The organism is Pyxidicoccus sp. M6 (assembly GCF_055568925.1).
The window spans coordinates 4,362,719-4,385,795 of sequence record NZ_CM145714.1 but is presented as its reverse complement, the minus strand read 5'-3'; the positions used below and the strand labels follow the sequence as shown (position 1 = coordinate 4,385,795).

At 70.2% G+C, this 23,077-nt stretch carries 21 protein-coding genes; 14 read left to right on the top strand and 7 right to left on the bottom strand.

Annotated features, from left to right (window positions below; genetic code table 11):
* Window position 1: 1 nt before the first annotated feature.
* The gene (locus ACVTJA_RS17480) at window positions 2-652 is read right to left on the bottom strand and encodes a Crp/Fnr family transcriptional regulator (RefSeq protein ID WP_465837522.1); all 651 of its coding nucleotides are present in this window, start codon (window positions 650-652) and stop codon (window positions 2-4) included.
* A gap of 210 nt (window positions 653-862) precedes the next feature.
* On the opposite strand from ACVTJA_RS17480, the gene purM reads away from it, so the two are divergent.
* The 4 genes from purM to ACVTJA_RS17460 all read left to right on the top strand — a co-directional run bounded on the left by purM (window position 863) and on the right by ACVTJA_RS17460 (window position 3,712).
* Complete coding sequence (gene purM, locus ACVTJA_RS17475; protein WP_465837520.1) at window positions 863-1,900, top strand: phosphoribosylformylglycinamidine cyclo-ligase; 1,038 nt, start codon at window positions 863-865, stop codon at window positions 1,898-1,900.
* Window positions 1,897-2,565 carry a phosphoribosylglycinamide formyltransferase gene (gene purN / locus ACVTJA_RS17470; RefSeq protein WP_465837518.1) on the top strand — a complete coding sequence of 223 codons (669 nt, stop codon included), beginning with the start codon at window positions 1,897-1,899 and terminating at the stop codon, window positions 2,563-2,565. Before purM ends, purN begins: the two co-directional genes overlap by 4 nt.
* Window positions 2,562-3,059, top strand: coding sequence for a 2-thiouracil desulfurase family protein (locus ACVTJA_RS17465; protein ID WP_465837516.1), 498 nt, complete (start codon window positions 2,562-2,564; stop codon window positions 3,057-3,059). Before purN ends, ACVTJA_RS17465 begins: the two co-directional genes overlap by 4 nt.
* 263 nt (window positions 3,060-3,322) lie before the next feature.
* Window positions 3,323-3,712, top strand: coding sequence for a hypothetical protein (locus ACVTJA_RS17460; protein ID WP_465837514.1), 390 nt, complete (start codon window positions 3,323-3,325; stop codon window positions 3,710-3,712).
* Between the two features lie 13 nt (window positions 3,713-3,725).
* On the opposite strand, the gene ACVTJA_RS17455 is transcribed toward ACVTJA_RS17460, so the two are convergent.
* Complete coding sequence (locus ACVTJA_RS17455; protein WP_465837512.1) at window positions 3,726-4,805, bottom strand: enoyl-CoA hydratase/isomerase family protein; 1,080 nt, start codon at window positions 4,803-4,805, stop codon at window positions 3,726-3,728.
* Window positions 4,806-4,888: 83 nt separating this feature from the next.
* Between ACVTJA_RS17455 and ACVTJA_RS17450 the strand changes: the two genes are divergently transcribed.
* The 7 genes from ACVTJA_RS17450 (at window position 4,889) to ACVTJA_RS17420 (ending at window position 11,468) form a co-directional block, all read left to right on the top strand.
* Window positions 4,889-5,575, top strand: coding sequence for an HAD family hydrolase (locus ACVTJA_RS17450; RefSeq protein ID WP_465837511.1), 687 nt, complete (start codon window positions 4,889-4,891; stop codon window positions 5,573-5,575).
* An 88-nt stretch (window positions 5,576-5,663) separates the two neighbouring features.
* Window positions 5,664-6,212 carry a hypothetical protein gene (locus tag ACVTJA_RS17445; protein WP_465837510.1) on the top strand — a complete coding sequence of 183 codons (549 nt, stop codon included), beginning with the start codon at window positions 5,664-5,666 and terminating at the stop codon, window positions 6,210-6,212.
* A gap of 130 nt (window positions 6,213-6,342) precedes the next feature.
* Window positions 6,343-7,872: an NAD(P)-binding protein gene (locus ACVTJA_RS17440; RefSeq protein ID WP_465837509.1), complete on the top strand. Its 1,530-nt coding sequence runs from the start codon at window positions 6,343-6,345 to the stop codon at window positions 7,870-7,872.
* Window positions 7,873-7,977: 105 nt separating this feature from the next.
* Complete coding sequence (gene rpmB, locus ACVTJA_RS17435) at window positions 7,978-8,169, top strand: 50S ribosomal protein L28 (protein WP_206729283.1); 192 nt, start codon at window positions 7,978-7,980, stop codon at window positions 8,167-8,169.
* A gap of 17 nt (window positions 8,170-8,186) precedes the next feature.
* The gene (gene murQ, locus ACVTJA_RS17430) at window positions 8,187-9,122 is read left to right on the top strand and encodes an N-acetylmuramic acid 6-phosphate etherase (protein WP_465837507.1); all 936 of its coding nucleotides are present in this window, start codon (window positions 8,187-8,189) and stop codon (window positions 9,120-9,122) included.
* Window positions 9,123-9,159: 37 nt separating this feature from the next.
* A complete protein-coding gene (locus ACVTJA_RS17425) occupies window positions 9,160-10,314 on the top strand; it encodes an anhydro-N-acetylmuramic acid kinase (RefSeq protein WP_465837505.1) in 1,155 nt (384 codons plus the stop codon).
* Entirely contained in the window at window positions 10,311-11,468 is a 1,158-nt protein-coding gene (locus ACVTJA_RS17420; protein ID WP_465837504.1) for a GTP-binding protein, read from the top strand. Before ACVTJA_RS17425 ends, ACVTJA_RS17420 begins: the two co-directional genes overlap by 4 nt.
* Window positions 11,469-11,554: 86 nt before the next feature.
* Here ACVTJA_RS17420 and ACVTJA_RS17415 read toward each other — a convergent pair whose 3' ends face one another.
* A complete protein-coding gene (locus ACVTJA_RS17415) occupies window positions 11,555-12,640 on the bottom strand; it encodes a DUF4388 domain-containing protein (RefSeq protein ID WP_465837503.1) in 1,086 nt (361 codons plus the stop codon).
* A gap of 31 nt (window positions 12,641-12,671) precedes the next feature.
* Here ACVTJA_RS17415 and ACVTJA_RS17410 point away from each other — a divergent pair, with 31 nt between their 5' ends.
* The 3 genes from ACVTJA_RS17410 to ACVTJA_RS17400 all read left to right on the top strand — a co-directional run bounded on the left by ACVTJA_RS17410 (window position 12,672) and on the right by ACVTJA_RS17400 (window position 16,542).
* Window positions 12,672-13,607 (top strand): metalloenzyme, encoded by a 936-nt coding sequence (locus ACVTJA_RS17410; RefSeq protein WP_465837502.1) that lies wholly within the window; start codon window positions 12,672-12,674, stop codon window positions 13,605-13,607.
* Between the two features lie 8 nt (window positions 13,608-13,615).
* Entirely contained in the window at window positions 13,616-14,530 is a 915-nt protein-coding gene (locus ACVTJA_RS17405) for a hypothetical protein (protein ID WP_465840424.1), read from the top strand.
* Window positions 14,531-14,676: 146 nt separating this feature from the next.
* Complete coding sequence (locus ACVTJA_RS17400; protein ID WP_465837501.1) at window positions 14,677-16,542, top strand: hybrid sensor histidine kinase/response regulator; 1,866 nt, start codon at window positions 14,677-14,679, stop codon at window positions 16,540-16,542.
* A 6-nt stretch (window positions 16,543-16,548) separates the two neighbouring features.
* Here the strand turns inward: ACVTJA_RS17400 and ACVTJA_RS17395 are convergent, their stop codons facing one another.
* From ACVTJA_RS17395 to ACVTJA_RS17380, 4 genes are all read right to left on the bottom strand, one after another.
* Window positions 16,549-17,439 carry an OmpA family protein gene (locus tag ACVTJA_RS17395; protein ID WP_465837499.1) on the bottom strand — a complete coding sequence of 297 codons (891 nt, stop codon included), beginning with the start codon at window positions 17,437-17,439 and terminating at the stop codon, window positions 16,549-16,551.
* Between the two features lie 109 nt (window positions 17,440-17,548).
* On the bottom strand, window positions 17,549-19,246 hold the full coding sequence (locus ACVTJA_RS17390; protein WP_465840422.1) for a TldD/PmbA family protein: 1,698 nt from the start codon (window positions 19,244-19,246) through the stop codon (window positions 17,549-17,551).
* Between the two features lie 162 nt (window positions 19,247-19,408).
* Window positions 19,409-20,728, bottom strand: a complete 1,320-nt coding sequence (locus ACVTJA_RS17385; RefSeq protein ID WP_465840421.1) for a nucleotide sugar dehydrogenase — start codon at window positions 20,726-20,728, stop codon at window positions 19,409-19,411.
* A gap of 68 nt (window positions 20,729-20,796) precedes the next feature.
* Window positions 20,797-22,872 carry an alginate lyase family protein gene (locus ACVTJA_RS17380; protein WP_465837498.1) on the bottom strand — a complete coding sequence of 692 codons (2,076 nt, stop codon included), beginning with the start codon at window positions 22,870-22,872 and terminating at the stop codon, window positions 20,797-20,799.
* Between the last annotated feature and the right edge of the window lie 205 nt (window positions 22,873-23,077).

Genomic DNA, 23,077 nt, shown 5'->3' with positions numbered 1-23,077 from the left:
GCTAGAGGTCTCCGAACTTCCACTTCATCTCCAGGTATTGGAGGTAGTCGTGGAGCCTGGACGTGTCATACACAACCAGTCTGTCAGGGCCGCGCTCGACGAGGCCGGCCCGCTCCAGCTTGTCCAGCATGCTCCGCACCGCGGGCTCCCCCACGCCGAGCTGCCTGGGCATCTCGCGCACCAGGTAGTCGATTTCCACGCCCTCGTCCGACGGGCGGCCGCGCGTCAGCGCCGCCTGGAGGATCTGGTGCACCACGCGGCTGGCCGGATCATGGTGGAGCAGGTTTTCAATCTGCGCGTCGGCCTCGGAGAGGCGCTCGGCCAGCTTCTTGATCATCCGGACGGCGATTTCGGCGTTGCCGCGGATCATCCCCTCGAACGTCTTGGGGTCGATGACCAGCAGGCGCGCGTCGTCCTGGACGATGGCGGAGGCGTTGCGAGGCTTGTTGGAGATGATGGCCATCTCCCCGAAGAACTCGCCGGGGCCGAGCACCGCGAGCACCTTCTCCACGTCGCGCACGCGCTTGGAGATGGTCACCCGGCCCGCCTGGATGACGAACATCTCCTTGCCGGTCTCTCCCTCGCGGAAGAGCTCGGTACCTTTGGGGAATTCCTTCCCGAAGCGTTGAAAGAGGGTTTCCTCGGCGCCCATCCTGCCTGCGAGTCAATCAGCCCCCACCCCACCGGTCAAATATCCTTGCTGTGCACCGCGTGTGGGACATCGCGTGTGACCTGGCGGGTCGGGGCGGAGAAGACGCCGTCCCAGTCCGCGCCGGCGGGCCGGCCCATGACACGCCGCAAAGGCGACACCGCTGTTTCAGGGCCCGAGACATGCGGGCTCCGGCCGGGTAGAAGGCCGCCCGTGGGAACGACCTACAAGCAGTCCGGAGTGGATATCGAGGCCGGCGACGCGTTCGTCGAGCGCATCAAACCCTTTGCCGCGCGCACCATGCGCCCCGAGGTGGTGGCCGGGGTGGGTGGCTTCGGTGGCCTGTTCGCACTGCCGCCCGGCAAGTACAAGGAGCCGGTGCTGGTGGCCGGCACGGACGGCGTGGGCACCAAGCTGAAGGTGGCCTTCGCGGCGGGGCGCCACGGCACGGTGGGCATCGACCTCGTCGCCATGTCGGTGAACGACATCCTCACCTGCGGCGCCGAGCCCCTGTTCTTCCTCGACTACTTCGCCACCGGCCGGCTGGAGGTGGACGCCGCCGCCGAGGTGGTGAAGGGCATCGCCCAGGGCTGCGAGCAGGCCGGGTGCACGCTGCTCGGCGGCGAGACGGCGGAGATGCCGGGCTTCTACGCGCGGGGCGAGTACGACCTGGCGGGCTTCTGCGTGGGCGTGGTGGAGCGCTCGGCCATCATCGACGGCAAGAGCGTGAAGCCCGGTGACGCGCTCATCGGACTGACTTCGTCCGGACTGCACAGCAACGGCTACTCGCTGGCGCGCAAGGTGCTGCTGGACGACGCGAAGCTGTCGCTGGACTCGACGCCCGAGGGCCTGGACAGGCCGCTCGCGGACGCGCTGCTGGAGCCCACGCGCATCTACGTGAAGGACGCGCTGGCGCTGTGCCAGGCGGTGAAGGTGAAGGGCATGGCCCACATCACCGGCAGCGGCATTCCGGGCAACCTGCCCCGCTGCCTGCCCGACGGCACGCGCGCGGTGCTGAGCGAGAAGACGTGGACGAAGCCGCCCATCTTCGACCTCATCGCGAAGCGCGGCGGCGTGGCGCGCGACGAGATGTTCAACACGTTCAACATGGGCCTGGGCCTCATCGTCGTGGTGGCGAAGGAGGACGTGGCGCAGGCGCTGAGCGTGCTGAAGGCGCGCGGCGTGCAGGCCACCGAGGTCGGCCGCGTGGAAGCCGGCCAGGGCGAGGCGACGGCGGTCATCGAGCCATGAGCGCGAAGCGGGCGCGGCTGGGAGTGCTCGTCAGCGGCAGCGGGAGCAACCTGCAGGCGTTGCTGGACGCGTGCGCGCAGGAGGGCTTCCCGGCCGAGGTGGCCTGCGTGGTGTCCAACGTGCCCACCGCCTTCGCGCTGGAGCGCGCGCGCAAGGCGGGCGTGCCCGCGGTGGTGGTGGACCACAAGGCCTTCGCCTCGAAGGCGGACTTCGAGCAGGCGCTACGGGAGGCGCTGCGCGGCGCGGGCGTGGAGTGGGTGTGCCTGGCGGGGTTCATGCGCCTGTTGAGCGCGGACTTCCTGGGGCACTACGCGGGGCGGGTGCTGAACATCCACCCTTCCCTGCTGCCGTCCTTCCCCGGGCTGCATGCACAGCGGCAGGCGCTGGAGCGCGGGGTGAAGGTGGCCGGCTGCACGGTGCACTTCGTGGACGCGGGCACGGACACGGGCCCCATCATCGCGCAGGCCGCCGTGCCGGTGCTGCCGGACGATGACGAGAAGTCCCTGAGCGCGCGCATCCTCACCGAGGAGCATCGGCTCTATCCGCTCGCCGTGCGGCTGGCGGTGACGGGCAAGGTGACGATGGATGGGACGCGCACGCGCGTGGACGCACAGTCCACGGTGGGTGAGTTGTCCCTGCGCAGCCCCGGGGCGCCGCGGGGATGACGGAGGCGGCCTCGCTCTCTCGTGAGGACCGCGTCACCGCGCTGCGCGAGGCCCGGGTGGTGCTTGTCAGCGCGTGCCTCCTGGGCGAGGCCTGCCGCTTCGACGGATGCTCCAAGCGCTCGGAGCGGGTGATGGCGGCGCTGGAGGGCAAGGAAGTCGTGCCCATGTGCCCGGAGGTGGGCTCGGGTCTGCCCATTCCGCGTCCTCCGGTGGAGCTCAGCGGCGGCACCGGCGTGGACGTCTGGGCGGGCCGCGCGCGGGCCCTGGAGCGTGAGGCCGGTGTGGACCGCACCGACGCCTTCCTGCGTGGCGCGCGCATGGCCCTGGAAGCAGCACGAAAGTTCGGCGCGACGGTGGCCCTCCTGAAGGAGAAGAGCCCTTCGTGCGGGACGCAACACGTGTACGAGGCCGGCAAGCTGCGGTCCGGTGAAGGCATCACCGCCGCGCTGCTGCTCGCCGAGGGCATCACCGTCCTCAGCGACGAGGACCTCTAGCAGCCGCCGGGCGTTCAATCCCTGACATCGGCACGGGCCCGGCCCCTATTGACAGACAGAGCGCCGGACCCGACGTCACCGAGCGGATAAAACCTTCTCACAATCCGGGACATTCTCAGACTCAGAGCAGCCCCGCGCCTTGCTTCGTCCTGAAATCACAGACAGGCTTCAACGCTACAGCCCGGCTCGACAGGCGCACGTGCGCGCCTGAAAGGTGGGGCGCACCGTGGGGGCCGTGAATGATTGATTTCAGATACGACCTGGTGAACGACATCGTCATTGCAACGGCTCACTGCACGCTGCGCACCCGGGAGGACATTCTCGCCTGGCATCAGGAATGGAAGTGTGGGCTCAAGCAATTCACGCTGGAGCGAAAGCCTGACGTGGTCATCGTGCTCGATGACTTTCATGTCCGCGACGAAGCCCTGTCCCTCTGGGGCACATTCCGGGCAGACCTGACCAACAACTACATGGGCATCTCCTACCGGGTCGGTGGAGATACCGCGGTGCGCGTCACCATCATCACCAGTGGCGTGCGCTTCAATGCCCCCACGGCCGAAGCCGAGAGCGTGGAGGAAGCCATCGAGTGCATCCGCGTCATCCGCCGCCGCGTCCAGCTCTCACAGCGCGGCATCATGGCGTCCCTGGGTTGACGGAACGACACCGCTACCGGGCGGGCGGCGCCCAGTCGCCCTCCGGCAGCGGCGCGAAGCAGGCCTCCACGTCCGCGTCGGACACCTCGGACAATGTGGGCGGCTGCCAGCGCGGCTTGTTGTCCTTGTCCACGAGCACCGCGCGGATGCCCTCGCGGAAGTCCGCGCGCGCCGTCATCGTCTGGCTGAGGCGGTACTCCACCGTCACCATCTCGTCGTAGTCGCGCGTGCGGCCCATGTGGAGCTGGTGCAGCGTCACCTTGAGGCTCGCGGGGCACATGCGCATCAGCGTGGCCCACGTCTCCTGGGCCCACTGAGTGCCCTCCAATTCGAGCGCCTGGAGGATGTCATCCACCCGCTCCGCCGCGAAGCACCGGTCGATGGCCGCGTGCTGCACCGCCAGCGCCGACGTGCCGGCGTCCGCGTGGAAGCCCGCGAGCACGCGCTCCACCACGGCCTTCGCCGTGCCGCTTCCCCACTCCGCGCCCACCAGCGCCTCCAGCACCGCGTCCAGCCGTACGGACTCCACGTGGTGTGTCGCATAGCCGAGCCACAGCGCATCCGCCGCGCTGCACCGCGCGCCCGTGAGGCCGAGGTACGTGCCCGACTCGCCGGGGAAGCGCGGGAGGAACCAGCCTCCACCCACGTCGGGGAAGAGGCCAATCGCCGTCTCGGGCATGGCCAGCACCAGCTTCTCGGTGACGACGCGGTACGCGCCGTGGATGGACAGCCCCAGCCCGCCGCCCATGCAGATGCCGTCCACCAGCGCGATGAACGGCTTGCCGAAGTGGTGGATGCGGTGGTTGAGCGCGTACTCGGCGCGGAAGAACTCGCGGGAGAGCCGCTCCTGTCCCTCGGCCGGTGAAGTGGCCAGCGAGGCGGCGACCGCGCGCACGTCGCCTCCGGCGCAGAAGGCCCGGCCGCCCGCGCCCCGGATGACCACGGCCTTCACCGCCGCGTCCCTCGCCCAGGCGTCGAGCTGGGGGAGCATCGTCCGGCACATTCCCAGGTCCAGCGCGTTCAGCGCCTTGGGACGGTTCAGCGTCACCACGCCCACCGCCCCCCGCGTCTCCAGGAGCACGTCATCACTCATGCTCGGAGGGGATATCAGGCGGGCGGCCACCTTGCGCGGATTCCTTGGCCCACCCCGGCGCCGGAAGCGCTATGGGGGACACCATGACCTCCTCCATGGCTCCCCTGCGCGCCGTCATCTTCGACATGGACGGGACGCTCGTCGACAACATGGTCTTCCACAACCAGGCCTGGGTGACGCTCGCCCGCAGGCTGGGGCTGTCGCTGACGGCCGAGGACTTCCAGACGCACTTCGCCGGGAAGAAGAACGAAGAAATCCTCCCGGCCATCCTCGGGCGCGAACTGCCCCATGACGAAATGAACCACCTCGCCGAGGAGAAGGAGAACCACTACCGCACGCTGTACCGGCCCCACCTGCGCCTGCACCGGGGCGCGGAGGCCTTCATCACCCGGCTGCGCGAGGCGCGCATTCCCATCGCCATCGCCACCGCCGCGCCGCGGGGCAACCGCGAATTGGTGCTCGACGGGCTCGGCATCCGCCCCCTGTTCAACCGCGTGGTGGGCGCCGAGGAGGTGACGCGAGGCAAGCCCGCGCCGGACATCTTCCTCGCCGCGGCGAAGGCGCTGGGCGTGGAGCCCTCCGAGTGCCTCGCGTTCGAGGACGCGGTGCTGGGCGTCATGGCGGCGAAGAACGCGGGCATGACGACGGTGGGCATCACCACCGCCGCTCCAGCGGAGCAGCTTCGCGAGGCCGGTGCCGGGTGGACGGTCCCGGACTTCATGACGCTCCCGAAGGAAGTGGAGGCGCGGCTCTTCGACGCGCGAGCCTGAAGCATTGCGTCCCTGGCGCCTCGCCGCCCAAGCTCACGGGCCTGGCGAGGCACCGCTGCACGAAGGCCTCGCGAAAAGGGGCGCGCGCATGAGCTTCCTCCGACGGCTGCTGGAGTTCCCGCCCAAGCCCATCCTGGGGGGACTGACGGTGCTGGCGGCCATCGCCGTCCCGCTCATCGCCGGCCGGATGTCGGTGAGCGGGCCCGACATCATCGCCTTCGAGTTCGTCTGGACGCCGGAGCGGGCCCGCGCGCTGCTCGACTCCTGGGGCCCGGTGAAGGCCTCCAACGCGTGGGACTCGGTGGTCATCGACTTCCCATACATCGTGGCCTACGCGACGCTGCTGACCGGGCTGGTGCTGCTCGTCGCGCGCGGCAGCAGCGGCCGGCTCCAGAGGCTGGGCCTGGGCCTCGCGCTCACGCCGTGGCTGGCGGGCCTCTTCGACGTCGTCGAGAACCTGTGTCTGTTGCGCATCCTCGACGTCCCCGTCAGCCGGAATCCCTCCGCGCTCCTGACGGTCCTCGCGGGCGTCTGTGCCTCCATCAAGTTCGCCCTCGTCATCGCGTGCACGCTGTACGTGCTCGGGGCGGGGGCCGCCTGGGCCATGGGGCGCCTCCGGGGACAACCGGCGCTGTAGCCCGCCTCGAGGCAGGCCGGGCGCCCTGGTAGGTACCGGGCACACGCGCCCCGGGGCCAGCCGCACCCGTGCGGGCCCGATGCGCCAAAAGGGCGCCAGCGGCGGGCACGTTGTGTAGTGTTGCGCGCCCATGGCGACGTCCTCAGCCAAACTCAAGCTTCCTTCGGGCCCCTCCCGGCACGTGTACGACGTCATCGTGCTCGGCAGTCAGCTGGGCGGTGCCCTCGCGGCCGCGCTTCTCGCGAAGCGCAGCCACCGCGTCCTGCTGGTGGAGCACGACGGCATGGGCCCGGGCTACGAGCACGACGGCTACGTGCTCCCCTACGCCCCCTTCGTCGCGCCGCCGCTCAAGACGATGCCCGTGGTGGAGGAGGCCCTCACCGAGCTGGGCCTCACCGGCACCGTGCAGCGCTCGCTGCGGCCCCACGTCCCCGACCTGCAGCTCCTCCTCCCCAGGAACCGCCTCGACCTCCACGCCGACGCGGCCCGCCGCAAGGCCGAGGCCACGCGCGAGCTCGGCGAGGAGGGAGAGGCGCTCCTCGGAGCCCTGGCCGGCGCCGCCGCCCAGCACGAGACGACCGACGCCTTCTTCAAGGAAGTACCCGCCCTCCCTCCGGACGGCTTCTTCGAGAAGTGGGGCCTCAACAAGCTCATCAAGGCCCACCCCGGCCTGGAGGCCCCGCCCCGGCTCGCCGGAGACGCCCCCGCGATGAAGCTGGTGCGCGGGCTGCTCCCCTTCGTCAGCCACCTGGAGAGCCCCGAGTCGCCGCTGTCCCGCTCGAGGCCCATCTCCCAGGTGCTGTCCTCCCCGTCCTGCTTCAACGGCGGGCGTGAGGGCCTGCGTGAGCTGCTCACCCGCCGCGTCATGGAGCTGGGCGGCGACGTGCTCGGCCGAGACAGCCCGGCGGGCTTCATCGTCGAGGAGCTCACCTTCGACGGCAGCAAGTTCGCCGGCATGAAGCTGCTGCGCTCGGACACGGTGTACCGCGCCTCGTGCCTCGTGGCGGCCACGGACTCCGGCGCGCTGCGGCGGCTCGTCACGGACAAGAAGCACAACCGCGGCCTCCTGGAGCACCTGGACCAGTCGTCCACCAAGTCGCTCCTGTTCACCGTGAACTGGGTGGTGCCGGAGTCGGCCCTGCCGCGTGGCCTGGGCGAGCTGGCCCTGGTGGACACCGGAGACCAGGAGCTGGGCCCGCTGCTGGTGCAGGTCCACCTGGCGCGCACCGCCCCGGGCCCCGGCGGCAAGGAGGCCAAGGAGGCGGAAGGGCTGCGCGTGGTGTGCGCGGGCGCCTTCGTTCCGGACTCCTATCGCGACCTCGGCGAGGAGCACCTGCGCGGCGTGGCCAACCGCATCGACGAGCACCTCGATGCGCTGATGCCCTTCACCGCGCAGCACCGCCTGCTGCGCTCGGCCCCCTACCTGGACGCCGGAGGAGTGCGCGGCAGCCGGCTCATGCCCCACCCCCTCTACAGCTTCGAGTCGGAAGCCTTCCTGGGTGTCACGGGGTTGAGCCAGCGTACGCCGGCGAAGAACATCCTCCTCGCCAGCCGGGAGGTGCTGCCCGGCCTCGGCCTGGAGGGCGAGCTGCTCGCCGGAATCCGATCCGCTCGAATGGCTCAGGAGATGTTGAAGAAGAAGGATCCGCTCAAGGGATGATCCTCTGGCGGTATAGGCTGGATTTCCTGTCCGTCTTCTGGCAGGTTCCGCCGCTCTTTTAATCGGCAGGCGTCCGACGCCCCAGTTTTCAAGGAGTTAGAAGTCATGGCGTGGAAGTGTGACATCTGTGGGAAGCGTCCGCTGGTGGGTAACAACGTCAGCCACGCGAACAACAAGACCAAGAAGCGGACCCTCCCGAACCTCCAGAAGGTGCGGGCGACCGTCGAAGGCAGCACCACTCGCGTGCTGGCGTGCACCCGCTGCATCAAGGCAGGAAAGGTGACCAAGGCCGCCTGAGGCCTGGACGCTCGAGGGTGGGCACGTCTCGCGCCTCACCGCCGTCACTGCCCCCCACCGAGCGGCTTCACCCCCGCGCGGACGACCTGGATTTACGTCCCATCCAGAGCATCGTCCGGCGGCTGCATGACGAAGACCTGGCCGCCGTCCGAGCGGTTCGTGCCGCGCTTCCCGCTGTTGGCGAAGCGGCGCGGGCCGTGGCGGATGCGTTGCGGGCAGGTGGCCGGCTCCTCTACGTCGGAGCGGGTACCAGCGGGCGGCTCGGCGTTCTGGACGCCAGCGAGTGCCCACCCACCTTCGGAGTCCCTCCGTCCCAGGTTCGCGCCGCCATCGCTGGTGGCCGCCGGGCGCTGACGCATGCCGTGGAGGGCGCCGAGGATGACCTCGAGGCCGGAGCCACCGCGGTGCGCGCCTTCCGGGCGGGCCCGAAGGACGTGGTGTGCGGCATCTCCGCCAGCGCCTCCACCCCGTATGTCCTGGGCGCCCTGAGCGAGGCGAGGCGGCGCGGCGCACACACGGTGCTGGTGTGCTGCAACCCTCCTGGCCCGAAGGTGGACGCGGACACGGTGGTGCTGGCGCGCACGGGGCCGGAATTGGTGGCGGGCTCCACGCGGCTGAAGGCCGGCACCGCGACGAAGCTGATCCTCAACGCCATGACGACGGCGGCCTTCGTCTCCCTGGGCAAGGTGTACCGGGGGCGCATGGTGGACGTGCGCCCCGCCAATGCGAAGCTGCGCACGCGCGCGGCGCGCATGGTGGCGGAATTGACGGACCTGCCCGCGACCGAAGCCTCGAAGCTGCTGCGAGCCGCGGGCGGCGAGGTGAAGCTGGCGCTGGCCATGCACTTCACCGGGCTGGACGCGAAGGAGGCCCGGAAGCGCCTCCAGGCCGAGGGCCTGCGTGCCCTCTCGCCCGGCGGGCGACGGAGTGCGCGGACGAAGAAGCCCCGGTGAGGAGCGGGGCGTGGGCCCTGGGGCATACACTCCCGGTATGCGCCTGCCCCCACCCCTCAGCGACGCGCGCCAGTCCCGCCTGTGCGTGGGCCTGCTCTCCGGCACCAGCGTGGACGCCGTGGAGGCGGCGCTGTGTGAGGTGACGGGCACGGGGGACAGCGTGCGCCTGAAGCTGCTGGCCCACGTCTCCGTGCCCTTCCCCCGCGAGCTGGTGGCTCGCGTGCTGGGGCCGCAGGACGCGGCCTCGCTGAGCCGCCTCAACTTCGAGTTGGCCGAGCACTTCGCTGACGCCGCGAAGCAGGTCATGGCCCGCGCCGGGGTGTCGCCGGAGCAGGTGGCCGCCATCGGCTCGCACGGGCAGACGATGGCGCACCTGCCGCCGGGCACGGACGAGACGCCCTCCACGCTCCAGATTGGCGAGCCCGCCGTCATCGCCGAGCGCACCGGCGTGCCCGTCATCAGCGACTTCCGCACGCGGGACGTGGCCGCCGGAGGCCATGGCGCGCCGCTGGTGCCCTACCTGGACTGGGCCCTCTTCCGGGGCCGCGACGCCCCCCGCGCCCTGCTGAACATCGGCGGCATCGGCAACGTCAGCGCCGTCAGCGCGAGGCTCGAGGACACCCTCGCCTTCGATACCGGGCCCGGCAACATGGTGCTGGACGGGCTGGCCCGGCGTGTCACACAGGGTGCGCTCGCGTGCGATTTGGACGGCACGCTGTCCCGCCGGGGCCGGGTGATTCCGGAGCTGCTCGAGGAGTTGCTGGCGCACCCCTTCCTGGCCCAGCCCCCGCCCCGGAGCGCCGGCCGCGAGAGCTTCGGGGAGGTGCTGGTGGACCGGCTCTGGGCCCGGTACGCGGAGCGTCCCTACGACTTGATGGCCACGGCGCTGGAGCTCACGGTGGAGAGCATCGCCCGGGCCCATGAAATGTGGCTGCTCCCGCGCTTCCCGGGTCTGGAGGGGATGTATGCCTCGGGAGGAGGGACGCGAAACCCTGCGATGATGGAGCGGCTGCGGGCCCGGCTGGCGCCCCTGCCCGTGCGGACGTTGGAGGCTCTCGGTTTCCCGGAAGGAGCGAAAGAGGCCGCCCTCTTTGCCCTCCTGGCGGCCGAGCATCTGGTGGGAACGGCGGCGAATGTGCCGTCCGCAACTGGCGCGAGGCGTCGAGTCGTTCTAGGTAAGCTGACACCGTGAGCAGCGTGAACCTGATGGCCCGCGAGGTGGCCGCGAAGATTGTCTTCTACGGGCCGGGCCTGTCGGGGAAGACGACCACCCTGCGGAAGATCTACGAGACCGTGCGTCCCGCGCACCGCGGCGAGATGATGTCCATCGCCACGGAGGGGGACCGGACGCTCTTCTTCGACTTCCTCCCCGTGAAGGTCGAGCGCGTGGGCGACTGCTCCGTGCGGCTCGCGCTGTACACCGTGCCGGGCCAGGTCTTCTACAACGCCACCCGCAAGCTGGTGCTCCAGGGCGCCGACGGCGTGGTGTTCGTGGCGGACTCGCAGCCGGAGGCGATGGACGCCAACCGCGAGTCACTGGCCAACCTGGAGGAGAACCTCTTCGAGCACGGCATCCGCCTGGACCGCTTCCCACTGGTGATGCAGTGGAACAAGCGGGACCTGGAGGGCGTGCTGCCGGTGGACGTGCTCCACAAGGAGCTCAACCCGCGCGGCGTGCCCGAGTTCGAGACGGCGGCCGCCAACGGGCGCGGCGTGCTGGACACGCTGAAGGCGATTACGCGGCTGGTCATCAAGGACCTGCGCGCCAAGCGCATCGTCCCGCCGCCGCGTCCCACGACGCCGACGGGCGGGCCGCAGCCCGCGGGCCTGGAGGCGCAGCTCACGCAGCACCTGCAGAACCGGCAGCAGCCGCACGTGACGCAGCCGGCCTCGCCCATGGCCTTCACGGGAGGCCCCGCCCCTGCCCTGGCGCCGACGCCGGTGCCTCGCGTGGCACCGGTGGCCGTGGTGCCGCCGCCGCGCATGGAGGCGGCGCCGGTGGCCTCGCCCCAGACGGGCCCCAAGCTGCTGGGCGCGGCGAGCGCGCTGGCACCGGGCGACATGTTCGACCACGCGCGCGCCGCCGAGGCCGCGTTCATGTCGGGCGACTACGCGACGTGCGTGGCCGCGTGCACGGACGCCATCCGCCGCGCGCTGGCGTACGCCGGTGAGGGCTCGCTGACGCAGCAGGCGTACCTGCTCCGCGTGGACGGCGCGGACCTGCTCCGCTTCCAGGGCCTGGCCACGCAGCAGCACATCCGCGTGGATGACGCCGCGTTCGCCCTCTACGTGCTGATGCAGGTGTTCATCCGGCTCAACTCGGTGGGCCTGCCGAACGCGGAGTAGCCCTCGCCCGGTGAGGCTCGACCGGGCGGGTGCCGTCGCTGCCGCCGCATCATGGATGCAGCGCGCGGCGCGGACAGGCACAACGCTCAGCGCGGATACGTGAGCTGCAGCAGTCCCATCCGCTGCAGCTTCGCCAGCGTCTTCAGCGTCTCCAGCTCACGCGCGGGGCTCGCCAGCACGAGCGTGGACACGTCCCACGCGCTATTCACGAGCCCGGCAATCTGCCGCTCCTCCGGCTTGAGCAGGGCCAGCCCCTGCGGGTCGTGGATCATCACCGGAATCACCAGCGGCGGCATCTCCGTGTAGAGCGCGGCCACGTGCTCGCGCTGCACCAGGCGCGCGAACTCGCGCACGCGCCGGTCCGCGGGGTCGCTGGCCAGCAGGGACGCGCAGACGATGCCCGCCGCGTCGTACTGGCCCTCGCGCATCAGCACCGCGCCCTTCTCCAGCATCTCCGCCACCGGGTCCGCCTCCACCTGCGGCGCCCCGTCCACCTCCACCAGCTTCGCCCGCAGCAGCTCGTACACCCGCCGCGTCACCGACGAGCGCGACACGCCCATCGACAACCGCAGCCGCCCCAGGTTCTGCGGCGACGTGCACAGCGTCAGGATGAGCCGGTGCATCAGCGGCTGGCTCGGGCTCGGCGGCGCCAGCGCCTTCACGCTCAACGCATCAATCGGCAGCGCCTTCTCCACGTCCGGCTGCTCATCCACCCAGCGCAGCGACTCGAAGAGCAGCTCGCGGATGCTCATGTCCGACGGCACCCAGTCCTCGCCCGAGCGGTCCGCGTCCTCCGTCCAGTGGAACGTGCCCCGCGCGGCAATCGTCAGGTCCGTCATCGCCGCGAACAGTTCCTCGCGGCCCAAATCGCGAATCCACCGCGCCTGGATGCCATGCGAGTCGAACGCCGCGTCCACGTCCGGCGTGCGCGCCAGTTCATCGAACGCGGCGAGCACCTTCGTCCCCGCCGCCAGCTTCCCCAGCGTCAGCAGCCGCGCCACCCGGCCCCGCAGGCCTTCGGACGCCGTGGCGCTGACCTGGCCGGAGAGCACGAAGAGCTTCCGCTCGCCGGCCTCCCAGGAGAGCTGGAGCGTGCCCGTCTTGCGGGAGCTGTCCAACCATTGAAGGAACTCGGGAAGCGGATAGCTGAAGAGGTCGCCGTGGAGGGCCATGCTGTCAGAGTTGAGGATACAGTCGACCGCCGTGCGCGTCGCGCTCCTGTTCATCGATGGCGTGGGCATCGGCCGCAAGGACCCGGCCATCAACCCGCTTGCCCACAGGGAGCACCTGCTTTCCTGCTTCCAGGACTCCCCGCCCCCCGCCCTGCCGGACGGCGGCCGCATCATCCCCGTGGATACGACGTTTGGCGTGGCCGGCCGGCCCCAGTCGGCCTCCAACCAGACGGCCATCCTCACCGGAGACCCGGCCCCCAAGCTGCTCGGCCAGCACGTCCTCGGCTACCCGAACGCACCCCTGCGCGGCCTCATGGCGGACCGCTCCATCGTGAAGCGCCTGGGCGCCGCCGGCCGCACCGCCACCTTCGCCAACGCGTACCCCGCTCCGTACCTGGACGCGATGGGCGTGCCCCGCCGCCAGAGCACCTCACCGCCCGAGTTCACCATCCCCGCCGAGGCGCGCCGCAAGGTGAAGCCCTCCGCCGCGAAGCTCGCCTTCACCGCCGGCGGTGTTCTCCTGCGGACGCTCGATGACGCGCGCGCCGGGGACGGCCTCACGCCCGACATCACCGGCGCCGCCGCCCGTGCGCACGGCCTGCCCGCGCCCGAGCGCACGCCCGAGGAGGCCGCTCGTGTCTTCTGGCACGTCGCCTCGGGCGCGGACTTCACCTACTTCGAGCACTACCTCGCGGACGAGGCCGGCCATGCCCAGGATTGGACAGCGGCCCTGAGCGCATTGGACACCTTCGACGCCTTCACACGGGCGGTGGTGGCCGCCCGTCCATCGGACGCCCGGGTGCTCGTCTGTAGTGACCACGGCAATGTGGAGGACCTCTCCACGCGGGGCCACACCGTCCACCCCGTGCCCGTGCTCTACTTCGGACCTCCCGCGCCGGAGGTGGAGTCCTTCTCCACCGTCGCCGACGTGGGGCGCGCGGTGCTGCGCTGGTTTGGGGCGGAGTGAGACACGTGATGCGGGGAAGGACGCAGAGGGGGTGGAGTCCCGGCCGGGTCGCGGCGCTGTTCGTCGCGGCGTGGCTCACCGGCTGCGCCAGCACCCGCAGCACCAGCGTGCCCGCCGTGGCCGCCGAGCAGTCGGCGGAAGGCGCGCTCATGAAGGCTCCCTCCGGCCCCCGCATCGACGTGGAGTTCCGCGACAAGGATGCCGCCTCCGCCGACCAGGTGAGGCTCGCCGTGGAGCGCGCCCTGCCGAAGCTGGCCCGCTGGGGCTCCTTCGACGACTCCGTCACCATCGTCATCCACCCCAACCACGCCGCGCTGGAGCGCGCCGCCAACCGCTCCGGCTACGACTTCCTCCGCGCCTGGGCCCGCTACGAGCAGATAGAGCTCCAGAGCCCCAGCACCTGGACGCTGCTCGGCGCCAGCCAGACGCAGGTGGACGAGCTGCTGCTGCACGAGCTCACCCACAGCCTCATGTACCAGGTGGCCTCGGACCGGATGGGCTGGACGCGCAAGGGCATCCCCCTCTGGTTCCGCGAGGGCATGGCCTCGTACACCGCCGAGCAGGGCTACCGCGTCCCCAGCCTGGACGACCTGGAGCGTTTCTGGCGCAACCACCCCACCGCCGACCCGCTGAGTCAGGCGGACACGCTGTACCAGGGTGACAGCGACATCGTTTACGGGGCCGCCCACCACGCCTTCACCTTCCTGGTGCGCCGCTACGGCGAGCCCACCGTGCGCAACGTCCTCCACTCCATGAGCCGGGGGCCGGACTTCACCGCCGCCTTCACCGAGGCCGTGGGCCTCCCACCGGAGACCTTCCTCCAGGATTTCCGGAATTACGTGCGTTGGCGGGGCTTCAAGGGTGGCCGGAAGCTCGCGCCCCAGCGGCCGGCGCCCTCCATCCCGCCTCCCACGGCCCCTTGAGGCACGCTGATGCACGGGGTGACGCCTACTTGCACTTTTCAAAACTGCACAGTGGATGCAGGCAACAAACTGGTGACATTATTCTCGCCGCGTTGGAATCCGGGAGATACTTGGGGAAGCGCTGCCCGGAACCGAGGGGTGAGTTCATGGTCGAGCAGCAAGGTGCACGGCAGGAGCCGTCCGGCGAGGAGCCCGGGTCGCGGACACTGCTGGAGCGCCTTCAGCAGTCGGAGGAGGTCCTGGAGCGCCTGTGCGCCCAGGAGACTTCCGGCGTGGGCGACGAGGCCCACCTCGCCCTGAAGCGAGAGGTGGCCGCGCTCCGCCAGATGCGAGGCGAGCTGGGGAAGTTGCTGGAGCGCAGCGCACTCATCGCCGACACCTCGCAGCGGCTGCTCAACCTTCCGCCGGAGGAGATGGAGTCCGGCATCCGCGCCGCGCTCGCGCTGCTCGGCCAGCACGTGCGCGCGCAGCGCTGCTATGTGGGCCTCATCTCCGAGGACGGCAAAGTCATCACGGACGCGTACGAGTGGTGCGCGCCGGGCACGGAGCCCGCCGGCCTGGAGCGGCTGCGCGGCAAGTCCACCTCCTCCTTCGCGTGGACGCTGCGGGAGTTCCAGGCGGGCCGCACGGTGACGGTGTCGGACCCGGCCATGCTGCCGCCCGAGGCCGCCGGCGAGCGCGGCGCCTTCGATGCGCGACGTGTACGTGCCTACGTCAACGCGCCGCTGTCGCTCGGGGGCCGGCTGTGCGGGTGGATGGGGTTCGACGCGGTGGGTGCGCCCCGCAACTGGACGCCGGAGGAGCTGCACCTGTTGGGGCTGACGGGCAGCGCGCTGGTGACGGCGCTGGAGCGCAAGCGGAGGGACACGCTGCTCCTCCACGAGAAGGAGACGGAGCAGCGCGCCCGCTCGCTGGGCATCATCGCCGCGGGGCTCGCGCACGAAATCAACAACCCGCTCGCGTACACGACGGGCAACCTGGAGTACCTGAAGCAGCAGCTCCCCTGCCCCCACACGACGCAGGGGCTCGCGGACGAGTGCCAACAGGTGCTGGACGAGGCGCTGGAGGGCGCGCGGCGCATCCGCCGCATCGTCGCGGACCTCGGCTCCTTCTCGCGCGGGGACTCCGCGGACGAAGAGGCGGTGGACCTGAAGGCCGTCGTCGAGAGCACCCTGCGCATCGCCGCCAACCAGCTCCGCCACCGCGCGGAGGTGGTGCGCGAGTACGACGTGGAGCTGCCCCGCGTGCGCGGCACCACGACGAAGCTGGGCCAGGTGGTGCTCAACCTCGTGCTCAACTCGGCGCAGGCCATTCCCGAGGGGCACTACTCGGAGAACCGCCTCACCGTCTCGCTGCGAAACACCGCGGGCGGCGTGCTGCTGGCCATCTCCGACACGGGGCGCGGCATCCCCCCGGAGGTGCTGCCCCGCATCTTCGACCCGTTCTTCACCACGAAGCGCGGTGGCGGCGGCATGGGCCTGGGGCTGGCCATCTGCCGCGACATCGTCACGTCCTTCGGCGGCACCATGACGGCGCGCAGCGAGCCCGGCCAGGGCACCAAGGTGGAGGTAAGCCTGCCGCGCATCGACGTCACTCCGCCGAAGGCCCAGAGCGAGGAGATGGTGCCGCCCACCAGCGGCCGGCGCGTGCTGGCGGTGGACGACGAGCCACGCGTGCTGGATTTGCTGCGGCGCATGCTGCGCGGGCATGAGCTCGTCACGGCCACCAACGGCCGAGAGGCGCTGGAGCGGCTGCGAGAGGACGCGCGCTTCGACCTCATCCTCTGTGACTTGATGATGCCCGAGCTGACGGGCATCGACGTGTACCAGGCGGTCCGCGAGTCGTGGCCGGGACTCCAGGACCGCATCGCCTTCATCACCGGCGGCGCCTTCACGCCCGAGATGCAGCGCTTCGTCGAGCAGGTGCGCAACCCGCTGCTCACCAAGCCCTTCCAGCCCGCGCACATCCACGGCCTGCTCGCCCTGGCCAGCGCGCGGCAGCACCCGAACTGAGTTGCTTCAGGGGCCCACGGGCTCCGCCACCAGCTCCACGCGGCGGCTCTTCGAGAAGCACTCGGGCGTGTGCTCGGGGCACGGTGGCCGCGTGGCGCCCTGCGACTCCAGCACCAGCCGCGCGCGCTCCACGCCGAGCGACAGGAGATACGCGGCCACGGACTGCGCGCGGCCCTGGCCCAGCGACGCGTTGACGGACTCGGGCCCGCTCGCGTCCGCATGGCCCTCCAGGCGCACGCGCAGCGCCGGCTGCTGGAGCAGGCACGCCGCCGAGCGCCGCAGCACGGCCTCCGCCTCCGGGCTCAACCGCGTGTCGAAGAAGCCGAAGAAGACGGGCTCCATCGCGCACGAGGCAGTCGTGCGTGCCGGCGACTCGGATACGCGGCGCCGCGCCTCGGCCAGCACCTCGTCCACCGCACGCAGGGCCGCGGCCTCCGCGAGCGGCAGGTTCTCCACCGGCCCGTACTCGATGCCCACCACCGCGTCCTGCGGCTGGCCCGCGAGCACGAAGGCGGGGCGCTGCGCCCATTGCACCGTGACGCCCTCGCGCTCGAAGGCGGTGGAGGTGATTCGCACCGTGTCACCCGGCCGCGCGTCCAGCGTGACGCGGCCCCGCATCACGAAGCGGTAGCCGTCCACGTACGAGAAGACGGGCGAGCGCCCCTCGTACACCACGCGCACGTCCAACTGGCGCATGCCGGGCGGAAGCGGAACCTTCGCTCCATCCCTCAGCGGCTGCCCATCCAGCACGTACTCCACTGAGCGCAGTTCCCAGCCGCCCGCCGCCCCGAGCCGGTCCTCATGGATCAGCTCCAGGGAAGCCGGAGACACAGGCTGGGCGCGCGCGGCGGACGCCACGGTGAGCACGAGCAGCGCGAGGAAGCGGACGGAGCGCATCGGCCTCATCAGACGCAAGTCGCGGGGGCCAGCACAAGTACCCCCTGGCACGGGTGCGGTCACACCGTGAGCCAAGGGAGGGACGACCCCTCCCCGGGACACGGCCGCGTCACGGCGTGGCCTTCTGTACCGCCGTGTCCTTCAGGGCCGCCGGGCTGGAGAGGATGGGCGGGCGGTCCTTGCCCTCCATGGCCCGCTGCAGCTCCATCTCCTGGAGGAGAATCGCGGGCGCCACGGTGGACACCGGCACGTTGCCGCTCTCCGCGCCGCAGAAGCCGTTGAAGACGCCCTGCTTCTGCCCGGACGCCATGATGCGATTCACCGCCGACAGCGGCGTGCCGACGATTTCCACGCCGCGCACCAGCGACTCCTGCCCCGTCTTCACGTCCACGCGGTACACCATGCGCGGCACGCCCTTGAAGGCCTGGTAGCCGTAGTTGGATGTATTGGTATTGCCGCCGGTGATGTCGCGGATGATGAGGCCATACGGCTTGCCCTGGCGCTTCGCCTCGGCGATGAGCAGCTTCTTCAGCTCCGCGTCGCTCACCGCCTTCGTGCTGTCCACGATGAGGTTGGCCATGCGCGCCACCGGCTTCAGCGTGCCCTGGCTGCGCCCATGTCCGTTGGACTGGAGGAAGCCCTCCACCGGCATGCGCCCCAGCAGGTAGCTGCGCAGCACGCCCTTCTCCACCAGCGTCACGCGCTGCCCCTTCACGCCCTCCTCGTCGAACAGGTAGTAGCCGTTGAGCGGCTCCCCGTTGAGCTGCCGCACCGACGGGTCGTCGTGGATGGAGATGAACGACGGCAACACGGCCTTGCCCACCTGGCCCTTGAACGTCTTGCCCTCGTTGTCGCCGTCCTGCCTGTCCCCCTCCAGCCGGTGGCCCACCGCCTCGTGGAAGAGCACGCCGGAGGCCTCGGGCGCGAGGATGGCCGGGCCCGTGTACGGGTCGATGGCCGGCGCCGCGCGCAGCGCGAGCATCTCCTCGATGACCTTCGCCGCCGCCTCGCGCACCGTCGCGTCGTCCGGCAGCCCCGCCTCCGTGGGCGTGTAGAAGTCACGCGAGTCGTCCAGGAGCTGCCCGTCCGGCGCCCGCGTCACCGCCGACACGTGCAGGCCGTACAGCACCTCCTCGGTGATGATGCGGCTGCCCTCCGTGGAGACGAACAGGCGCGTCGTCTTGTCCGCGGTGACGCGCACCTCCGAGTCGAAAATCTCCGGATGCGCGTTGAACAGGCCGGACACCTCGCGCGACAGCTTCACCCAGCGCTCCCGGTTGAACGGGGCGGCCAGGGGCGGCTGCACGAGGGTGGCGGGCTTCTCCTTCGTGAAGGACGGAGGCCGCTTCGGGTCCTCCACCGCGTAGACGTCCTCACCCTTCTTCTTCAGGTACTGGAAGAGCGCGGACTTGTACTTCTCGTCCGTGACGAGCCACAGCGAGGTGCGCAGCGCCAGCGGCGAGTCGTCCAGCGGGCCGTCCTTGCGCGCGATGTAGCTGGTGCCCTTGGTGGAGAAGCTGAAGTCGAGCCCCTCCGGCACGGAGCTGTCGAACTCGTAGCTGCCGACGCGCACGTCGACGTAGAGCTTCCGCTCCCGATAGCTGTCATCGAGGAAGATGGCGCCGTAACGCGCCGCCACGGCTGTCTGCTCGCTGTCCTTGAGCTGATAGCTCATGAAGTACGGCGGCTCGTGGCTCTGCATCTTCAACTGCTGCTGGTTGCGCGCCAGCTCGCTCGCCATGGCGTCGAGCAGCGTCACGCGGGCATCCGGCGCGGGCGCCGCCGCCATCAACACCGCCGAGGCCATCAGCAGAGGGAGTACGGGACGGAAGAGGGTTCGCACCCCTCTACTTTATCCAACCCCCGACGTAACACGAGCAGGTCCTCGCCTCCGAACGCCCCTCCCGACGTCCGGAGACGAGGCCCCCTGCCCGGAGGGTCGGTATCCGGGCAACTCCTCGTCAGAGGCTCAGGCCTTGGTCACCTTCTCGCGGCCCTTGCTGACATTCTTCGTGGCGTTGCGCGTGTCGATGACGACCTGCGAGTTGGCCACCACGGCGGCATAGTCGATGTTCGAGTGGTCCGTGAGGATGAGGACCGCGTCGTACTTGCCGAGGGTGTCCACGTTCAGCGGCACCGACTTCAGCTCCATGTTGAAGCCGTGGCCCTTGTGGAGCTCGGGGACGTACGGGTCGTGGTAGTTGATTTCGGCGCCCTTCTCCTTGAGCAGCGTCATGACGCGCAGCGAGGGGCTCTCGCGCATGTCATCGATGTCCTTCTTGTAGGCCGCGCCGATGCAGAGGACCTTCGCGCCATTGAGCGTCTTGCGCTGGTTGTTGAGGGCCTCCATGGTGCGCTGCACCACGTAGTAGGGCATCTGCCAGTTCACCTCGCCGGCCAGCTCGATGAACTTGGTGTGGAACTCGTACTCGCGCGCCTTCCACGTCAGGTAGAACGGGTCGATGGGGATGCAGTGCCCACCGAGGCCCGGGCCCGGGAAGAAGGGCATGAAGCCGAAGGGCTTGGTGCTGGCGGCCTGGATGACCTCCCAGACGTCCACGTTCATGCGGTCGCAGAGCATCTTCATCTCGTTGACCATGGCGATGTTGACGCAGCGGAAGATGTTCTCCAGCAGCTTGGCCAGCTCGGCCACGCGGGTGGAGGACACCGGCACCACTTCCTTCAGGGCGCTGCCGTAGAGGGCGCACGCCACCTCGGAGCACTCGGGAGAGTAGCCGCCGACAATCTTCGGAATCGTCTTGGTGTTGAAGCTCTTGTTGCCCGGGTCCTCGCGCTCGGGGCTGAAGGCCAGGTGGAAGTCGACGCCGGCCTTGAGGCCGTTCTTCTCCAGCAGGGGCTTGAGCACCTCCTCGGTCGTCCCCGGGTAGGTGGTGGACTCGAGGATGAAGAGCTGGCCGCGGCGCACGTACGGCGCGAGGGCCTCACCCGTCTGGATGATGAAGCTCATGTCCGGCTCGCGCGAGGCGGTGAGCGGCGTGGGGACGCAGATGATGACGCAGTCCATGTCCTTCGCCTTCGCGAAGTCCGACGTCGCCTTCAGCTTGCCAGCCTTGCTCAGCTCCGCCAGCGGCGCGCTGGGGATGTGCTTGATGTAGCTCTCGCCCTTCTCAATCTTGTCAATCTTGCGCTTGTCGATGTCGAGCCCCATCACCGGGAAGCCCGCCTCCGCGAAGGCCATGCCCAGCGGCAGACCGACATAACCCAGACCCACCACGCCCACCTTCGCGTCCCGCTTCTTGATGCGATCCAGCAGCGGGCTGCTCACCATCACCCTCATCGTCCTCACCTCTCCTGATGCGACGTGCCGCCAGAGACGGTCACGCCCCGACCCAACACTCACCTGAAGACAACCACCCACCTCAGCCACACCGGAGGAGTCACCTGCCCCCGGAACTCCACCGCCAGCGCCGATTCCACCCGGCCATACCCTGGCGAATACCGCGACGGCGCCAGCTTCAGCGCCAATCCCTTCTCCACCACCAACCACGCGCGGGGCGCCCCTTCCGGGCCCAGCTCCACCGCGAGCGGCTCGAACTCCACCGGCCCCTCCGCCACGCGCCGCGCGCGCGCGAGGACCTGCATGTCCGGCGCCACCATCCGCGCCGCCTCGTCCGGCAGGTGGAACCGGCCCACGACGTCGTGGCGGCCCATGCCGATGAACCTGTCGCGTCCCGACAGCGCGCGCTCGTGCCGGTCCAGGCGGAACGTGCGCTCGATGCCCACCGGCGCCGGCAGCATGCGGTAGCCGTCATGGCGGACCAGCAGCCGGTCCACGGTGCCTCCGGGAAGGAAGGCCACCACGCGGGCCCGGGCCTCCTCCGGCAGCGCGAAGAGCCGCGCCGGGTCGAGGAAGGCCTGCTCCGCGCCATCCACCTGCACCGTGTTGTGCGCCGAAGTGCCGCGGAACCAGTTCCGCGTGGCCGGGTCTCGCGTGTACGTGCCCGTGCCGGGGTCCACGATGACGGGGTGCCCGTCGAGGTGGAGCTCGAAAGAAAGTTTGTCGTTGTGGCTGTGTCCTCCGACGCCGCCCTGCCCCTGCTTGCCCGCGCTGACAGTGATAACGGCGCCCGCGCCGCGCAAGATGTGGAAGCCACCTTCCGGATAGCTCACCGACACCGGCGTGGGAGCCACGGACAACGAATGGAAGCGCTCCGCGCCCGCACGGCCCAGCAGCCACGCCGCCTCGTCCGGAAGCTCGCCACCGCCCAGGCCCGTGTCGCCGAAAAGCGCCGCGCCCAGTCCCACGAGGTAGCCGTGCGCGTTGTCCTCGCGCTCACACAGCGGGAAGACGCGGCCAGAGTCGTTGTCGCCAATCTGCGGCGCCAGGCCTGATTCCGAGCACCACGCGCGCACGGCGTGGAACATGCGGCGCAGCCGCGACTCGTACGCCGGGCCCAGTGACACGCCCGCGCCGCGCGCCGCGAGGTACGCGAGCGTGAAGAGCTCCACCGCGAGGCGGTGATAGGGAATGGAGCCCTCGAAGGACGTGCCCTCGAGGTGCACCTGCTGCTCCACCTGCTCGCGAAGGCCGGACACCGCGAGCGCCACCTGCTGCGGCGCGCCCGGCAGCTCCGGGAAGAGCAGGCCCACGATGAGCAGGCCCACGTAGTTGGAGACGAGGTGGTTGTTGGGCACCGCGCCCCTGTCCTCCAGATGTGCCTCCACCCACGCGGTGTGCTCGGCGAGCGCGCCCAGCAACGGCACCAGGAACTCGGGCCGGTGCACCTCGGGCGCGTCGGAGAACATGGCCAGCGCCTGCGCGAGGTTGGCCGCGCGCAGCGCGATTTCCATGGGGCACGTCCAATGGACGCCCATGCCCACGGGGTTGGCCTGGAGGAAATCCAGCGTCTGCGTCACGAAGCCCGTGGCGAAGCGCGAGCGTTCAACAGTTGCATCCGCAACCCAGTAGCCCTGACCCAGAGCAACCACGCTGTCGAGGCGGCCCATCACCCACGGGTACTTCGGGTCCTTCCCCGTCGAGTGATGCGGCATCCGCTCCACGGGCTCCACCGGGTAGCGGTGGCCGCTGACCGGGTCCAGGGACCAGTCCACGGGGTTGCCCTCACCGAAGGCCACGCGCGTGCCGAAGATGTCCCATTCCTGCCGGAGCGCCGCGAGCGCACGGGCCCGGGCGCGCACGGTTGCGCCGGGAATGCCCGCCAGCGCTTCACGCACGGAGGCGCGATGAGAGACTTCGCACCAGATGCGCGAGGAGCGTTGTCCCAGGGCCAGGTCCGCCAGCGCGTCGGCGCTCGTGGCACCGAAGGTCTGGAGGAGCTGGACCTCGTCGGCGCGCTCGCGCCGGCGATACAGCGCCTGCCTGGCCACGCCTTGAACCCGCCGCACCGCGCTCCGCGCCAGCCCCGCCGGGGCAAGTCGAGCGATCGCCGCGTAGTAGTCGAGAGTCCCCATCCGTCCCTTCCGCCGCCCGTCGCGATGCCTGTTAGCAAACGCCCGGCCAGTGGGTACTCCCGAGGAGTTGAAGGGGTTTGGACGCTCACCCCGCCCCGTATGACGGTAAAAATTCGGGAGAAGTGAGGCCTGACATGGGTAAAGGATTTCCGATCGGCGCCCCCTTCGCTTCCCAGGGTGGGCAGCGTTGCGTCCCGGCGGTGCC

Coding starts and splice junctions, on each gene's coding strand:
- ACVTJA_RS17395 (WP_465837499.1), bottom strand. CDS start 17,439: ATGCGCTCCGTCCGCTTCCTCGCGCTGCTCGTGCTCACCGTGGCGTCC.
- ACVTJA_RS17385 (WP_465840421.1), bottom strand. CDS start 20,728: ATGGTGAGCAGCCCGCTGCTGGATCGCATCAAGAAGCGGGACGCGAAG.
- ACVTJA_RS17445 (WP_465837510.1), top strand. CDS start 5,664: ATGAGCTTCCTCCGACGGCTGCTGGAGTTCCCGCCCAAGCCCATCCTG.
- ACVTJA_RS17465 (WP_465837516.1), top strand. CDS start 2,562: ATGACGGAGGCGGCCTCGCTCTCTCGTGAGGACCGCGTCACCGCGCTG.
- ACVTJA_RS17400 (WP_465837501.1), top strand. CDS start 14,677: ATGGTCGAGCAGCAAGGTGCACGGCAGGAGCCGTCCGGCGAGGAGCCC.
- ACVTJA_RS17440 (WP_465837509.1), top strand. CDS start 6,343: ATGGCGACGTCCTCAGCCAAACTCAAGCTTCCTTCGGGCCCCTCCCGG.
- ACVTJA_RS17415 (WP_465837503.1), bottom strand. CDS start 12,640: ATGGCCCTCCACGGCGACCTCTTCAGCTATCCGCTTCCCGAGTTCCTT.
- rpmB (WP_206729283.1), top strand. CDS start 7,978: ATGGCGTGGAAGTGTGACATCTGTGGGAAGCGTCCGCTGGTGGGTAAC.
- ACVTJA_RS17380 (WP_465837498.1), bottom strand. CDS start 22,872: ATGGGGACTCTCGACTACTACGCGGCGATCGCTCGACTTGCCCCGGCG.
- purN (WP_465837518.1), top strand. CDS start 1,897: ATGAGCGCGAAGCGGGCGCGGCTGGGAGTGCTCGTCAGCGGCAGCGGG.
- ACVTJA_RS17390 (WP_465840422.1), bottom strand. CDS start 19,246: ATGGCCTCGGCGGTGTTGATGGCGGCGGCGCCCGCGCCGGATGCCCGC.
- ACVTJA_RS17480 (WP_465837522.1), bottom strand. CDS start 652: ATGGGCGCCGAGGAAACCCTCTTTCAACGCTTCGGGAAGGAATTCCCC.
- ACVTJA_RS17425 (WP_465837505.1), top strand. CDS start 9,160: ATGCGCCTGCCCCCACCCCTCAGCGACGCGCGCCAGTCCCGCCTGTGC.
- ACVTJA_RS17450 (WP_465837511.1), top strand. CDS start 4,889: ATGACCTCCTCCATGGCTCCCCTGCGCGCCGTCATCTTCGACATGGAC.
- ACVTJA_RS17405 (WP_465840424.1), top strand. CDS start 13,616: ATGCGGGGAAGGACGCAGAGGGGGTGGAGTCCCGGCCGGGTCGCGGCG.
- ACVTJA_RS17455 (WP_465837512.1), bottom strand. CDS start 4,805: ATGAGTGATGACGTGCTCCTGGAGACGCGGGGGGCGGTGGGCGTGGTG.